The organism is Halorientalis persicus, from assembly GCF_900110215.1.
GTDB classification, from domain to species: Archaea; Halobacteriota; Halobacteria; order Halobacteriales; family Haloarculaceae; genus Halorientalis; species Halorientalis persica.
The window spans coordinates 106,561-121,104 of sequence record NZ_FOCX01000001.1 but is presented as its reverse complement, the minus strand read 5'-3'; the positions used below and the strand labels follow the sequence as shown (position 1 = coordinate 121,104).

At 68.2% G+C, this 14,544-nt stretch carries 16 protein-coding genes; 9 read left to right on the top strand and 7 right to left on the bottom strand.

Features of this window, described 5'->3' with window-relative positions; all coding sequences use genetic code 11:
- Positions 1-72: 72 nt before the first annotated feature.
- The 4 genes from pdxS (at position 73) to BMX17_RS00610 (ending at position 4,939) form a co-directional block, all read left to right on the top strand.
- Entirely contained in the window at positions 73-981 is a 909-nt protein-coding gene (gene pdxS, locus BMX17_RS00625; RefSeq protein ID WP_092656575.1) for a pyridoxal 5'-phosphate synthase lyase subunit PdxS, read from the top strand.
- A gap of 6 nt (positions 982-987) precedes the next feature.
- Positions 988-1,488: a thiol-disulfide oxidoreductase DCC family protein gene (locus tag BMX17_RS00620; RefSeq protein ID WP_092656573.1), complete on the top strand. Its 501-nt coding sequence runs from the start codon at positions 988-990 to the stop codon at positions 1,486-1,488.
- A gap of 76 nt (positions 1,489-1,564) precedes the next feature.
- A complete protein-coding gene (locus BMX17_RS00615) occupies positions 1,565-2,782 on the top strand; it encodes a mechanosensitive ion channel family protein (RefSeq protein ID WP_092656571.1) in 1,218 nt (405 codons plus the stop codon).
- 153 nt (positions 2,783-2,935) lie between these two features.
- Positions 2,936-4,939 (top strand): DUF6114 domain-containing protein, encoded by a 2,004-nt coding sequence (locus BMX17_RS00610; protein WP_092656569.1) that lies wholly within the window; start codon positions 2,936-2,938, stop codon positions 4,937-4,939.
- A 14-nt stretch (positions 4,940-4,953) separates the two neighbouring features.
- Here the strand turns inward: BMX17_RS00610 and BMX17_RS00605 are convergent, their stop codons facing one another.
- The 4 genes from BMX17_RS00605 to BMX17_RS00590 form a co-directional block, all read right to left on the bottom strand.
- Complete coding sequence (locus BMX17_RS00605) at positions 4,954-5,133, bottom strand: hypothetical protein (RefSeq protein WP_092656567.1); 180 nt, start codon at positions 5,131-5,133, stop codon at positions 4,954-4,956.
- A gap of 45 nt (positions 5,134-5,178) precedes the next feature.
- Positions 5,179-6,054: a homoserine kinase gene (locus BMX17_RS00600; protein ID WP_092656565.1), complete on the bottom strand. Its 876-nt coding sequence runs from the start codon at positions 6,052-6,054 to the stop codon at positions 5,179-5,181.
- 66 nt (positions 6,055-6,120) lie between these two features.
- A complete protein-coding gene (locus tag BMX17_RS00595; protein ID WP_092656563.1) occupies positions 6,121-7,008 on the bottom strand; it encodes an alpha/beta fold hydrolase in 888 nt (295 codons plus the stop codon).
- A gap of 48 nt (positions 7,009-7,056) precedes the next feature.
- Entirely contained in the window at positions 7,057-7,977 is a 921-nt protein-coding gene (locus BMX17_RS00590; protein ID WP_092656561.1) for a hypothetical protein, read from the bottom strand.
- A gap of 103 nt (positions 7,978-8,080) precedes the next feature.
- Between BMX17_RS00590 and BMX17_RS00585 the strand changes: the two genes are divergently transcribed.
- The 4 genes from BMX17_RS00585 (at position 8,081) to BMX17_RS00570 (ending at position 10,609) form a co-directional block, all read left to right on the top strand.
- A complete protein-coding gene (locus tag BMX17_RS00585; RefSeq protein ID WP_092656559.1) occupies positions 8,081-8,404 on the top strand; it encodes a thiamine-binding protein in 324 nt (107 codons plus the stop codon).
- A 24-nt stretch (positions 8,405-8,428) separates the two neighbouring features.
- Positions 8,429-9,361, top strand: a complete 933-nt coding sequence (gene mch, locus BMX17_RS00580) for a methenyltetrahydromethanopterin cyclohydrolase (RefSeq protein WP_092656557.1) — start codon at positions 8,429-8,431, stop codon at positions 9,359-9,361.
- Positions 9,361-9,843 (top strand): double winged helix-containing putative transcriptional regulator, encoded by a 483-nt coding sequence (locus BMX17_RS00575; RefSeq protein ID WP_092656555.1) that lies wholly within the window; start codon positions 9,361-9,363, stop codon positions 9,841-9,843. Before mch ends, BMX17_RS00575 begins: the two co-directional genes overlap by 1 nt.
- Positions 9,844-9,928: 85 nt before the next feature.
- Positions 9,929-10,609 (top strand): HAD family hydrolase, encoded by a 681-nt coding sequence (locus tag BMX17_RS00570; RefSeq protein WP_092656553.1) that lies wholly within the window; start codon positions 9,929-9,931, stop codon positions 10,607-10,609.
- 1 nt (position 10,610) lies between these two features.
- Here the strand turns inward: BMX17_RS00570 and BMX17_RS00565 are convergent, their stop codons facing one another.
- Both BMX17_RS00565 and BMX17_RS00560 read right to left on the bottom strand, forming a co-directional pair.
- A complete protein-coding gene (locus tag BMX17_RS00565; RefSeq protein ID WP_092656551.1) occupies positions 10,611-12,257 on the bottom strand; it encodes a GTPBP1 family GTP-binding protein in 1,647 nt (548 codons plus the stop codon).
- 95 nt (positions 12,258-12,352) lie between these two features.
- Positions 12,353-13,087 (bottom strand): phosphoglycolate phosphatase, encoded by a 735-nt coding sequence (locus tag BMX17_RS00560; protein WP_092656549.1) that lies wholly within the window; start codon positions 13,085-13,087, stop codon positions 12,353-12,355.
- A 31-nt stretch (positions 13,088-13,118) separates the two neighbouring features.
- On the opposite strand from BMX17_RS00560, the gene BMX17_RS00555 reads away from it, so the two are divergent.
- On the top strand, positions 13,119-13,997 hold the full coding sequence (locus tag BMX17_RS00555) for an MBL fold metallo-hydrolase (protein WP_092656547.1): 879 nt from the start codon (positions 13,119-13,121) through the stop codon (positions 13,995-13,997).
- Here BMX17_RS00555 and BMX17_RS00550 read toward each other — a convergent pair.
- On the bottom strand, positions 13,994-14,539 hold the full coding sequence (locus BMX17_RS00550) for a J domain-containing protein (RefSeq protein WP_092657118.1): 546 nt from the start codon (positions 14,537-14,539) through the stop codon (positions 13,994-13,996). The genes BMX17_RS00555 and BMX17_RS00550 overlap by 4 nt on opposite strands.
- Between the last annotated feature and the right edge of the window lie 5 nt (positions 14,540-14,544).

The following is a 14,544-nucleotide window of genomic DNA, read 5'->3' as shown; positions in this document are numbered from 1 at the left end:
GGCCGCCGTCGACCCGGTCGCGTTCTTCCGGAAAGGACACGGGTTAAGTGCGTGAACGCCCTAGCACGGCGTATGTCAGAGGCGACTGATCTGGAGGAGCTCCGTCGCGGGACCGATCTGGTCAAGCGCGGGTTCGCGAAGATGCAGAAAGGCGGCGTCATCATGGACGTCGTCGACCCCGAGCAGGCCCGCATCGCGGAGGACGTGGGTGCCGTGGCGGTCATGTCACTGGAGGCCGTGCCGGCCGACATCCGCAAACGCGGCGGCGTGGCCCGGATGGCCGACCCCGCCGACGTGCAGGAGATCATCGACGAGGTGTCGATCCCGGTGATGGGCAAATCCCGGATCGGCCACACCAAGGAGGCCCAGATCCTCGAAGCGACGGGCGTCGACATGATCGACGAATCCGAAGTGCTCACGCCGGCCGACGACCGCTACCACATCGACAAACGCGAGTTCACCTCGCCGTTCGTCTGTGGCGCGCGGAACCTGCAGGAGGCGCTCCGCCGCATCAACGAGGGCGCGGCCATGATCCGCACCAAGGGCGAGGCCGGCACCGGCGACGTGAACCAGGCCGTCCACCACCAGCGCAACATCAAGGGCGCGATCCGCAAGCTGGAGGGCATGAGCCACGAGGAACGCGAGAAGTGGGCCCGCGAGAACGAGGCGCCCGCGGAACTGGTCCACGAGACCGCCGAGATGGGCCGGCTCCCCGTGGTCAACTTCGCGGCCGGCGGCATCGCGACGCCCGCCGACGCCGCACTCATGATGCACCACGGCTGTGACGGCATCTTCGTCGGCTCGGGTATCTTCGGCGCGGAGGACCCCGAGGCGATGGGTACCGCCGTCGTCGAGGCCGTCAACAACTGGGACGACCCCGAGAAACTGGCCGAGATCTCCTCGAACATCGGCTCGGGCATGAAAGGCGACGCCAACGCCGACCTGCCCGAAGAGGAGAAACTGCAGGGCCGGGGCGTCTAATCTGCTATGACCGGGGACGCGGGCGACCAGCGGGATACTGGCGGCGACAGCGGCGGAGCCGACCCGGACCGCGATCCCGCCGAGATCGTCGACGAGATCCAGCGGCCGGTCCTCCTGTTCGACGGCGTCTGTAATCTCTGTAACCGCTCGCTCAGGCTACTCGTGAAGTTCGATCACGCCGGGCGGTTCCGCTTCGCCCCGCTCCAGTCGCCGGTCGGACAGGAACTGTTGACCCGGCACGGACTGGAACCCGACTACTTCGACTCCATCGTCCTGATCGACGGTGACGACTACTACACGAAATCCGAGGCGGCGCTCCGTGTCTGTCGGGAGCTGGATGGCCCGCTTCCACTTCTGTACGCGCTGATCGCCGTCCCCGAGGGCGTCAGGGACCGCGTCTACGATTTCGTCGGCGATCACCGATACCAGGTGTTCGGGAAGCAAGACGAGTGTCCCGTCCCCGACGCGGAACTGCGCCGGCGATTCCTCGAACGCTCGCTGGACTGAGCGGTCGTGCGATCGCCTTTCGGCCCGCGAAACACACGAGCGGCTTTTCCGTTGCCGTCGCTGTACGCAGTGACTAGTGATCGTACGTTTACCGCTCGTCGCCCAGTTCGGATCCGTACTCGACCCCCTGTCGTCGACCGAGGAGCGACTTCTCGCCACCGTCGCCCTCGCGCTCGCGGCCATCGCGCTCGCTGCGCTCGTCGTCCCGCTCTTGCTCCGGCAGTGCAGGCGACTCGTCGCCAGGCGGTACCTCGGCGGGACCATCGACGACTTCGTCGGACAGGTAAACGACCGGTTTCCAGTGACGACGCCGGTCGTCCTCCTGCTCCGGTCGCTCCAGGTCGGCATCTGTCTCGTCACGGGGGTGACGCTGCTGGTGATCTGGAACCAGCAGTGGCTCATCGCACAGTCCTACGCGCTCGTGCAGTTCTCGCTGGCCGACGTGTTCGCCTGGGTGTTCTCCGGCCTGCTGGTAGTCGGTGCCTACGTGGGGATGGGCCTGCTCGAAGACACCGTGGCCGCGTTCAGTCGGGAGGCCGACCGGATGACGGCCCACCAGGAACAGATCGTCACCCGGGTCGGTCAGATCGGGCTGCTCGTGGTCGTCGCGTTCGTCCTGCTGGGCTTCTGGGGCGTGGATCTTGGCGGTCTGCTGGTCGGGGCGGGCTTTCTCGGGATCGTCGTCGGACTGGCCGCCAGACAGACGCTGGGCTCGCTGATCGCCGGATTCGTGTTGATGTTCTCCCGGCCGTTCGAGATCGGCGACTGGGTCGAGGTCGGCGACGAGGAAGGCGTCGTCACCGACATCACCATCGTCAACACACGGCTGGAGAACTTCGACGGGGAGTTCGTCGTCATCCCCAACGACAGGGTCGCCGACCGGGCCATCACCAACCGGAGCCAGAAGGGGCGACTCCGCCTGCGTGTCGACGTGGGCATCGACTACGACGCGGATCCGGGCAAAGCCGTCGAGGTCGCGACCGCGGCCATCGAGACCGTCGATCACGTGGCGGAGACGCCGAAACCGAACGTCTTCCCCCGGGAGTTCGGTGACTCGGCCGTCGTCCTGGAGATGCGGTTCTGGATCGAACAGCCGACGCCCCCGAAACGCTGGCGCACACAGGCCGAAGTCGTCGAGCGAGTCAAGGCGGCGTTCGACCGCGAGGGCGTCACGATTCCCTATCCTCAGCGGGAACTCTCGGGACGGGCCGGAACCGATGGGGTCCGGATCGAGGACGGGCGGGGCGAGCCGGTCCGGCCGGACGGTGCCGAGTCTGACCACTCCCCGAACTGACCTGTCCACCAGCGTGGTCACCGCGCTTTCGGTGTCGCCCGCGTGCCTCCCATACCTTAAACTGCCGGTCAATAGGTGCAGAATACTTTTTATGCCGACTACGGAATGACTGGGGCAGAGAGCCGCAAAACCTGGGGGTTTGCGGGGCATATAATGAGTACGAAAATCACCTCGACGTTCGGGCGGGACGAGCAAGTTGCAGCGGTGATCGGTGCACTGGTCGCTGCGGTTCCGGCGGGGCTGTTGATCCAGTTCCTGCCGGGGCCGAACGGGAGCAAGACGCAGGGGTTCGAGTATTTCGCCTGGCTGGTCGGTGGGAGTGGGCTCACCACCGGGTGGCTGGTCTGGATCGGAACCTGCGTGATCTTCGCACTGCTTTTCGGCGTCTTTCTCTCACGGACCGTGCACAACTTCACGAACACGATCATCATGCTATCCCGGAACATCGGGGTTCTCCAGCGGATTCTCGTGCCACTGCTGGAACGGTCGGCACTGGGCGTCACCGCCGGCGGGTTCGGCCTTCTCTACGGCCACATCCTCGCCTACGGCTTCTTCGGCTACGTCATGCCCATCGCCTTGCTGATTCTGGGATACAACGCGGGACTCCCGCCGCTTGCCGACTTCTCGGTGATCTTCGGGTACCTGCTGTACGGACAGCTCATGGGCGCAGTCTACGGCAGCCTGCTCGAAGCGCACTGGTTCACGCCCGGCCGGACCGCGGACGAACAGAACGCGGCCATCGTGGGCGCCGTCGGGGGCGGCATCGCCGGCGTCGCCGTCCTCTCACTGCTCGGCGGTGACGCGGCCCTCACGGAGATCGCGGCGCTGGCCGGGAGCCAGTCCCCGCGGTTCGGAGCGGCGCTGTTCGTGGCCGCCGGCCTCGTGTTCGGCCTGCTGTTCGCCGCCGTCCTCTCGCGGACGATCAACGACTTCACGAACACGGTGATCATGTTCTCGCGGCGCTCACGGCTCACCCAGAAGTTGCTGGTCCCGCTGTTGACCCGCGGGGCGCTCACCGTCACCGCCGGGAGCATGGGGCTGGTCTACGGGACCGCCCTCGGCGTGGCCGTCCTCGTGCTGGGTTCGGTCGGCGTCGGCCCGAACCTCGGGCTCGCGGGGCTGGTCGCGCTGGTCGTCTACGGCCAGGTGCTGGGCAACGGCTACGGGCTGATGATGGAGAAAATCGACGCGACCACGTTCGTGCCCGGCGAGGAAGTCCGGGCGGGCGTCGTCGCGTCGCTCGGTGCCGGCCTGCTCAGCGGTGTCTTCGTCGCCCTCGCGATCGGACTCGACCTGTTCGCGGAACTGGCGGCGACGCTGGGTGCGACCGGTATCTCCACTGGTTTCGGCATCTGGATCGCCATGTCGGTCGTGCTGGGACTTGCCTTCGTGGCCTACGTCTCGCGGACGATCAACGACTTCACGAACACGGTGATCATGTTCTCGCGGCGCTCGACGGCGACACAGAAACTGCTGGTCCCGCTGTTGACGCGGGCCGCCCTCGCGGTCACCGCCGGGAGCATGGGTCTCGGGTTCGGCCTGCTCGTCGGCATCGCGTTCTACGGCGGGTCGCTGCTTGGCTTCCTTCCGGCGACCGGGCCGTTGATCGTCGTCGCGTTCGTCCTCTACGGCCAGTTCCTCGGGACCGGCTACGGGCTGATCCTCGGCGACGTAGACTTCGGTCTCCCCTCCTTGGGCGGCGACGAGCGGGTCGTCGAGGAGGAAGAGCGGCTGGGGGCCCAGCCGGGCGCGTTCGCCCGGTGGCGGTCCCGGCGCCCCTTCGCCGGCGGCACGCTGCTGGTGCTCGGCGGTATGATCATCGCCGCCATCCCGATCCGGCTCCAGATGATCCCCGCGACGCAGGGGCCGTCGTTCTCGGCGCTGGGCATCGTCTTCGCGGCCATGGTCGTCGCCTGTGGCGTGTTCGCCATCGTGAAACCCCAGCTCTCGACGCTGATCGGCGTCACCGGCATCGCCATGTCCATCCTCTCGCTGATCGGCGCGTTCGGCGGCCTCGTCATCGGGATGCTGGTCGGCATCGTCGGCGGCAGTCTCTGTGTCGCCTGGCAGGAACCCGGCACCGAGGAGGCGCCCGAGGCCACCACCGGGGAAGAGCGGTTCCGCTGGATCAACGAGAGCGAACGCCAGCGCTGGTAGCTAACTGCCGCGTTCTACTCGTCACCGCTACCTTCGACAGCCGGGAGTAGACTCAGCAAAACGACGAACAGTCCGACGAGCATGAGGAGTGCGCCAGTCTCGTTGGGCACGAACACTGGATCGGGACTCACGGTCGAGAACCCACCGAACAGAATGACACTGATGCCGAGAGCCTGGATGTCGGTCGAGTCCATACGACCGTGTTCCTGTCTCCCGGCAAGTATTTTCTCACTCCCGTCTCAGAACAGCGTCGCGCCCCTGCCGATCTCGGTCTGGTAGACGCGGGCCTCGACGCCGACGGCGTTGAACTGGTCGATCATCGCGGTGCCGACGGCCCGGCGGTCGCCGTCCTCGCAGGCGGCGATCACGGTCGGCCCCGCGCCGCTGATCGTGACGCCGGTCGCGCCGGCGTCGAGGGCGGCGTCACGGACCCGACTGTAGCCGTCGATCAACTCGGCGCGGGCCGGCGTGACGACGGTGTCGTTCATCCCCTCGCCGACCAGGTGGGGATCGTCACGGTGCATCCCGGTCGTCAGCGTCGCGGCCCAGCCGACGGTCTCCACTAACTGCTCCACCCGTGCCGTCTCGGGGACGACGCGGCGGGCATCCCGGGTCGAGACGACGATGTCGGGGAGGCAGGCCACCAGCGGGATGTCGGCGTCGACCTTCGTGACGCCGTCGTCGGTGGCGATGGTGAACCCGCCCATGATCGAGGGGGCGACGTTGTCGTCGTGGGCGTCGCCCGAGACGACGGCCTCCCCCTTGGCGGCGATGGGGACCAGTTCCTCGCGGCTGTGGCCACGGTCGTACAGTTCGTTCAATCCGACGGCGGCCGCGGCGGCGCTGGCGGCCGACGACCCGAGCCCCGAGGCCGGGCGCACCCCCTTGTCGATCTCGATGCGAGCGGGGGCGTCCAGTGCCTCGGCGACGGCCCCGACGGTGTTCTTGTCGGGGTCTTCCGGGATGTACTGACTCCCGACGCCGGTGACCTCGATGCTGATCTCGTCGGCCTTCTCGACACGAACCACGTCCGCCGGGCGGTCCAGCGCGACCCCGAACACGTCGAAGCCACTCCCGAGGTTCGCGCTCGTGGCCGGTGCCCGGACGGTGAGCATACACGTGGCTTCCGTCAGGGCCGGCAAAAAGGTAGCGGACTCCGGGTTTTTCGCCGTGTCACACCGTCACGCACTGCAGAACTCGATCACTTCCTCGGCCACCACGTCCGGCCGTTCCTGGTGCACGAAGTGTCCGGCGTCCCGAATCCGGACGACGCGGGCGTCGGCGTCGAACGCGTCAGCCGCGTTCTCGAACAGTTCCGGCCCGATACAGCCGTCGTCGGCCCCGGCGATCACCAGCCCTGGCACCTCGATGGGCGGGGCGTCGCCGGGATCGGGTCGGCCGTTCCGGAACAGGTCGGACACCAGGGGATTGACGAACTGGCGGTAGTACTGCAGCGCCGCGTCGGCGGTGCCGCCGGTCCGGAAGGTCGATTTGACCGACTCGATGCGCTCGTCGGGGTAGTCCCAGTCCGGACTCCAGAGGTTCCAGAGGACCTCGATCATGGCGAAGTCCTCGCGCCGGAGCGTCCGCTCGGCCAGGCCGGGCAACTGGAAGAACCAGACGTACCAGCTCCGGAGGAACTGCCGGGGGTGGTCCCAGATCGCCGCGCCGAAGCGAGGCGGGACGGCCATCGTCACGAGCTTCGAGAATCGGTCGGGGTCGATTCGGGCCGCGCTGTAGCCCGCGACCGCGCCCCAGTCGTGACCCACGAGGACGGCGTCGTCGTAGCCCCCGTCCTCGACCAGTCGGTCGGCCAGTGCGACCGCGTCGGCCCCGAGCGCGCGGGCACTGTAATCGCTATCCGGTGCTTCGCCGGTCGGGCCGTAGCCGCGCATATACGGCGCGACGGCGGTGAAGCCGGCGTCGGCGAGCCGTTCCGCCAGCGGGTCCATCGATCCGGCGTCGTCGGGGAAGCCATGCAAACAGAGCGCCAGGCGGTCGCCGTCACCGCGCTCGCGCACGGCGAAGTCGAGTCCGTTCGCCTCGACCGTCCGCTCGTCGTCGGTCATACCCGGACGGTCGCAGGCGGACCACTTACCGGCACCGGGACGGACCAGTCACTGCCCCTGGTCCGGGCCGGTGCCGCCGAACGTCTGTCCGGTCGCGCTGACGGTCGCGACGCGTCCGTCCTGTGACGCCGAGAGGTCGGTCGCGTCCACGAACAGGCTGCTGTCTCGGGCCCACTGCTCGACCTCGTCGACGTTCACGTCGCTCTCGCTCTCGAAGACGTGTGCGCTTTTGATGTGTTGGGTACCGCCGTCGATCCGACCGCTGATGGCCCATCCAGCGACGTTCTCGAAGTCGCCGGCGAAGAAGGCGATCAGTCCACCGGTGCCGCCGATGGCGATCACCGCGTCGTCGTAGACGTGTTCGTCCAGCGTCGAGTAGTCGTCGTTCTCGGCGTAGCGGTTCCCGTCGCCGGCTTTCGTGTCGACGATGGTTTCGATAGCGCTCCGCCGGTCGTACCCCTCGGCGTCTCGGGTTGTCGCGTACACCGCCGCCCCGTCTTTGACGCCGACGGTCCGCTCCTCGCCCGCGTACAGAGTGTAGCCGCTGTAACTACCGTCCTCGCTGAACTCGTTGCTCTCCAGAGACGGGCCCACGTCGCTCTTTTTGAAACTTCCCGTGACGTGTCCGCCGACGGCGAGGATCGCCAGATTCGCGTCCGTGCTGTCGAAGTCGACACCCATCTGCCTGAACGGGAACGACTCGGTGTCCTCCTCGTAGGTCGCGGTGCCGTTCTCGAGGTTGTCCTCGTTGTTCCGCAGGACCTTGTAGTCGCTGTAGGTGAACACGTACCCGTCCTCGGTCCCGGAGACCTCGCCCGGCGCGAACAGGGCGTCGTTGTACGCGAGCGTCTTCCCGCCCCCACCGAGAAACGGAATCGAGCTACAGCCGGCGACACTGCCGACCACCCCGACACTCGCGGTCGCCGCACCGAGTCGCAACGCACGCCGTCGCGTGAATTCCGTTGGCATGACACCACACACACACTCGACCGCTATAGTACTTTACTATCTGGTTGACACGTCCGGCTGGTCGACGCGCGGATTTTTGACCACTCCGCTCCCACACTCGCCCATGACAGTCGTCGGATTCCTGAGCGTAGCACCGGTGATCGAAGACAGCATGGCAGAAGAGGTTGCCGCGGCCGTCGACGCGCTGGAGGACTTCGACGTGGCCTACGAGACGACGCCGATGGGCACGACGATCGAGGCCGAGGCGATCGGTGAGTTGTTCGCGGCCGCCCAAGCCGCCCACGAGGCCGTCGACGCCGACCGGGTGAGTACCGTCCTGAAGATCGACGATAAGCGCACCCGAGACGGGTCGGCCGGAGAGAAAGTTGCGGGCGTCGAAGACGCACTCGGCAGACCCGCCCGGAGCGACCGGGACCCGGACGCCTAAAGGGGGGCGCGCACAAGCGGAGGTATGGAGAGTCTGAACCGGATGGCGACGGATCTCGTCGACGAGGCCATCGACTTCGCCGACGAGCTGAACGTCGCCGTCGCCCGCCTCGACAACGAGGCAGTGGTACTGGATTTCGGGGTGGAGATTCCGGGCGGTCTGGAGGCCGGCCTCCTGCTCACCGAGATCGCGACCGCCGGCCTCTCGACCGTCTCGACGACCGTCGACGAGGTGGCGGGCGCGCCCCTGACCCACGTGGAGTTGTCGACCGATCACCCGGCGCTGGCCTTGCTCTGCGGGCAGAAGGCCGGCTGGGAACTCTCGCTCGATGACTTCGAGGGACTGGGTAGCGGCCCGGCCCGCGCGCTGGTCGCCGAGGAGGACGTGTTCCAGCGGGTCGGCTACCGCGACGAGTTCGACTTCGCCGTGCTGGCCGTCGAGAGCGACCAGGTGCCCGGCGAATCGGTCGCCGAGCACGTCGCCGAGGTCGCGGGCGTCCCCGAGAGCGGCGTGTTCCTGCCCGCCTTCTCCAGCGCCAGCATCACGGGCAGTGTCACGATGGCCGCCCGCGCCGCAGAGCTCGCCGTCTTCCGCCTCTCGGAACTGGGCTATGACCCGCTGGACGTGCTGTCGGTGTCGGCCACCGCACCGGTCGCGCCCGTCGGCGACGACGAGGAGACCGCCATCGCCCGCACCAACGACGCGCTGGCCTACGGGGGCCGCGCCCACCTCGTCGTCGATCAGGCGTTCGACCGCTTCGACGAGGTTCCCTCCAGCGCGACCGACGAGTACGACCGCCCGTTCGCCGAGATCTTCGAGGATGCCGACTGGGAGTTCTACGACGTGCCCGAATCCGTCTTCGCGCCCGCACAGGTGACTGTCGACGTGGTCGGCGGCCCGACGCACGTGCTGGGCGAGCCCAACCACGACCTGCTGGCCGAGAGCTTCGACCTCTGATGCGGTTCAAGGTCGCTCCCGAACCAGTCGACCCCGACCTGCTCGCGGCCGTCCACGGCGCGATCCCGCTCGTCCCCGGGTCCGTCGACGACTGCTGTGCGCGCATCCTGGACCGCACCGAGGTGGGGGCCCGCGAGGACGCCGAGGCCTGGCTCACGTTCTGTCGCGCCCTGGGCCTGGCGACCGAGACCGACCGGGGCTACGAGCGACAGCGCCGCGAGTACACCGACGAGGCGGTCGCCGACGCGTTCGCCGACCGGGTGTTCGGCGTCGCGGAACTGCTGGACGCACTCGACACCGCCGACGAACCGCTCTCGGCCGAGGTGGCCTTCGACGCGATTCGGGACGCCGTGCCGACCTGGGAGCGCAACCGCCACGGTGACTGGGTGGCCGTCTGGACCGAGCGGACGCGGTGCCTGCTCGACTGGGGCGTCGTGTTCGGACGCACCGAGCGGGTCGACGACGGGTATCGGTCGGTCTGATCCGCCGACGGGAGCGATCCGTATCGACCGGCAGGTCTCGTCGCGGGGGGAACTCTTTACCTGCCAGACTCCGAACCCACGAGTGATGGACGACCGGCCGCCCGACGCCGTGTTTCTGGACCTCGACGGGACGCTCTGTGAGTACCGGCGGTCCCGCGAGGAACTGCTCGCGGCCGCGTTCGACGAACTCGGCGTCGACCCCTTCTTCACCACCGCCGAGTACCGCGACAAACTGTTCCTGCAGGTCGTCACCGACGAGACGCGGGCCGAACGCCGCGAACTGGCTTTCGCCGAACTGGCCGACGAGACCGGTCGCGACCCGGCGGTAGGTCGTCGGCTGGCCGCCCTCTACGCCTCGATGCGGGATCACGGCGACGTGGAGCCGATTCCGGGTGCGTTGGCGGCGCTGGAATCGCTCGGTGAGGCTTACGACCTCGCGCTGGTCGCCAACGGCGGCCCCGAAGTACAGGATCCGAAACTCGACGCGCTGGGCATCCGGGACGCCTTCGACGTAATCGTCTACGGCGGGTACGACACCGCACCCAAACCCGAACCCGGCCCGTTCCACGAGGCGCTGTACGCGCTGGACGCCGCTCCGCGGCGGGCCGTCCACGTCGGTGACACCGTCCACAAGGACGTGCGCGGGGCCGACGGTGCGGGGATCAAGGCCGCCCTGCTGACCGAGGGCTCCGAACCCACCACCACGCCGGACTACCGGCTCGAATCGCTGGCCGATCTCGAAGACCCGCCGTGGGAAGGGGAGTGAGTCACTCCGCCGGCGTCACGTCGGTCACGGTCCCGACGCCTTTCGAACTCCCTTCCCGGAAGACGAACCGCTGGCCCTCCTCGACGTAGTAGGGGCGAAACTTGAACCGGATGCGGGTCTCGCCGGAGTCGCCCGGCAGGAGCTGGCCGCCCTCGGGGTAGAACGCGGCGGCCTCGCTGACCGTCTCGATGTGGACGACCGGCTCGTAGCCGTCGCCGATCCGGGTCGGGTGATTGAGGACCATCACCTCGGCCTCGAACCCACGGACGGGTGTGGGGTCGGACTCGCGGGGGAGCAACACCATCCCGCGCTCGATGTCGACCTCGGCAACACCTTTCAGCGCGATGCCGACGATCCGGCCGGCCTGGGCCTCGTCGACGCGGTGGTAGTGCATCTCGATGGACCGGACCTCGACCTCGCGGAAGGAGCCGTCCTGCATCGGGCCGAGCAGGAGTTCGTCGCCAGCCTCTACGGTCCCGGACCTGATGGTCCCCGAGGCGACCGCGCCGACGCCGGTCACGTTGTACGTGCGGTCGACGTACATCGTGAAGTCCTCGTCGGTGCGGTCACTGCCGGCGGTCTTGGGCAGGCGCTCGAACAGTTCGTCCAGCTGGTCGAGACCGTCCATCGTGACCGCGCTCGTCGTGAGGACGGGCACGACGGTCTCGCTGATCTCCTCGAGCGCCGCGTCGACGCCGTGGCGCTCGACGCGCAGGGGCGTCTTGTCGACCTCCCGGAGCAGGCGCTCGACCTCGCGTTCGACCTCCCGGAGCCGTTCCTCGTCCACGAGGTCGGCCTTCGTGATGGCGACCATCGTGGGGAGATCCGTCGCCAGCAGGATGCCGAGGTGTTCCCGCGTGGTCTTGGTCGGGCCGTCGTCGGCCGCGACGGTGAGGAGTCCGTAGTCGAGTTTCTGCCCGACCAGGCCGCGGATCGTCGTCCGGAGCCAGGGCTCGTGGCCCACGGTGTCGACGAAGCTCACGAGACGATCGGCCTCCTCGACGACGCGGGCGCGGTCGGACTTCCGGTGCGGGTTGTCCATCCGGACCGGACCGTCGTCGTCGAAGCCGTAGACGCCGTAAGACAGGTCCGCAGAGAGACCGCGCTCGACCTCGTGGGGCTGGACGTCGAGGAACGAGCGGGTGCCCCCCTCGCCGTCGTCGGCGTCGCCGGTGACGAGCGAGCCCACGAGGGTCGATTTCCCGTGGTCGACGTGGCCGGCGGTCCCGACGACGATGTGCTCGTCGTCGGACATGACTGCACCCTCGCGGATGGTGGCGACGCCGACGATGCCGCCGGTTCCGGCGTCGCCTTTCGTCGCCGTGCCGGTCGCCTCGTCGACGCCCCACGTCTCCACCTCGTCGATGTGTGCACCAGCCTCCTCTGCCAACAGGGAGAGTACGTCCATCGACTCGGAGAACGCCTCGGGCTCGATGCCGGCAAGCCCGCCGTCGTCGGTGACGCCGACGACGTAGGTGGCCTCGCCGTCGCCCGAGAGGACGCGGTGGCGCAACTGTGCCGCGAGGCTCTCGAACCGCCCCTCCGTCGCGTGGAGGTCTTTCGTGAGCCGCTCTTTGAACTCGACGCTGCCGCCCTCCTGTTCGCCGCGATCGATGGCGCGTTCGAGGACGGCCCGGTCGGGGCTCATACGTGCCGGGTTAGGGGACCACTATCAAAAGCTTTCTCGGAATGTGTGTGCCGTTAGCACAGGTCGTATAAATAGGGGTCCGGAGTCCGCCCCGATCACTCCGTCTCGATCCGCTCGACTGCCTCCAGAAAGCCGTCGGCGTAGCTGGCGTCGGTCACCTCGTCGGCCGCCGCGAGGGCGCTGTCGTCGGCGTTGGCGACGGCGAAGGAGCGCCCGGCGGTCTCGAACGTCGCCACGTCGTTCTCGGAGTCCCCGACCGCGACGAACTCGGTGGGATCACGGTCGAGGGTGTCCGCGACCGCCGCCAGCCCCTTGCCCTTGTCCACGTCGGGCGTCTTGACGTGGTAGGCGAAGCCGGTGTCGACGACTTCGAGGCCGTGGTCGGCCGCGATCCGCTCGAGGGGATCGAGGGGCTGATCGAGCGCGACGGCGATCTCGGTCTCCCGCCAGCGGTTGACGAAGTCCGGCTCGTCCCAGCCCAGGCCGAAGCCAGCGGCTTCGTACGCCTCGGCGACGGCCCAGGCGCTGTCGGGGTCGCCGGTGAAGACGATCTCCTCGCCCGCGACGGCGACGACGCCCCCGTTCTCGGCGATCACGGTGATCGGAATCGCCAGAAACTCACACAGCGCGACGGGGTAGGGGAAGGCCTTCCCCGTGGCGACGACCACGTGATCGTCCCAGCCCCGCAGGACCTCCATCACGCGCGGGTCGATGGCCCGGCTCGGCCCCGTCAGCGTCCCGTCGATGTCGACGGCCAGCGGCGGGGTCACGGCTCCACCTCCGGAATCGTCTCGCTCGTCGGTTGCATGATACGTCGTAGTGGCTCGCATATGATAAGTGACCGCGGTCCAACTCGGGGATATGGACGCCCCACCCGTCGACGGCTGTCCCGACACCTACCTCGTCGACAACGAACTGTTCGGTACCCCGAAGATGCTCGCGACCTACCTGCTCGACGCCGCCGACCCGGCGATCCTCGACGCCGGGACGGTCGCCGGTGCCGAGCGCATCCTCGACGCCATGGACACCGTGGGCATCGACCCCGCCGCGGTCGAGACCATCCTCGTCAGTCACGTCCACCTCGACCACGCCGCCGGCACCGCCCGCCTGCTGGCGGCCTGTGAGAACGCCACCGTCGTCGTCCACGAGCGCGGCGTCCCCTACCTCACCGACGCCGACAAACTCGACCGCCTCGTCGAGAGCGTCGAGGCCGCCATCGGCATGAAAGCCCCCTACGGCGATCCCGAACTGGTCCCCGCGGATCGCTGCCGGGCCGTCTCCGGCGGCGAAGTCCTCGATCTCGGGGATCGCGAACTGGAGCTCTACGACGCGCCGGGCCACGCCCCCCACCACTATGTGGCGCTGGAACCGTCCAGCGGGACGCTGTTCGGTGCCGACGCGGTCGGCGCGTTCGACCCACGCTCGGAGACGGTGGCGCCGACGACCCCGCCGCCGAGTTTCGATCTGGAAGCGAACCTCGATACCGTCGACCGCCTGCTCGACCTGGCCCCCTCTCGGACGCTGTACAGCCACTTCGGGCCCGGTCAGCCCGGCGAAGCCACGGCGGAACTGCACGACTACGCCGAGATATTGCCGGCGTTCGTCGACACGGTCGAACGGGTCAGAGCCGAGACCGACGACGACCTGGACGCGATGCTCGACGAGTTGCGCCCCGAGTGGGAGAGCCCGACGCTCCGCCGTGACGTGGTCGGTGTCTGCCGGTATCTCGACGAGAGCTAGGTCAGCCGTTCGTAGGCCGCGTTGACCTTCTTGAACGTCTCCTCGTCGCCGCCGTCGGTGTCCGGGTGGACCTCCTTCACTTTCTGCCGGTAGGCCCGCTTGACCGCGGCGTCGTCGGCGTCAGTGTCCAGCCCGAGAATCCGGTAGGCTTCGGACCTGCTGGGGCCGTCGTTGGCCGATGGTGGCCGACGACGCTGGCGCTGGCGTTGTCGTTGTCCTTGCTGGCCCGCACGCTGACGACCCTGTCCACCGCGACCGCCCGGCGCGGTCCACTCCTCGCGCGGACCTGCGCCGAACCCACCGGTTTCGCGGGTTCGCGCCCGTTCGCGCCCGTTGTTCTGTCTCGCGCGTTTCTCGACCGACTGGTAGATCCGGGTCGCGAGACGACCGCTGGCCTGGTACCACATGAAGTAGGCGGCGGCACCGAGACCGGCTGCGACCGCGAGAATCGCGAGGTTGTAGACGAACGCGAGGACGGTCAGCACCACTGCACACCCCGCCAGCGCGACCGCGATGCCCGTGATGAGCCGGTCGTGATCCACGTCCG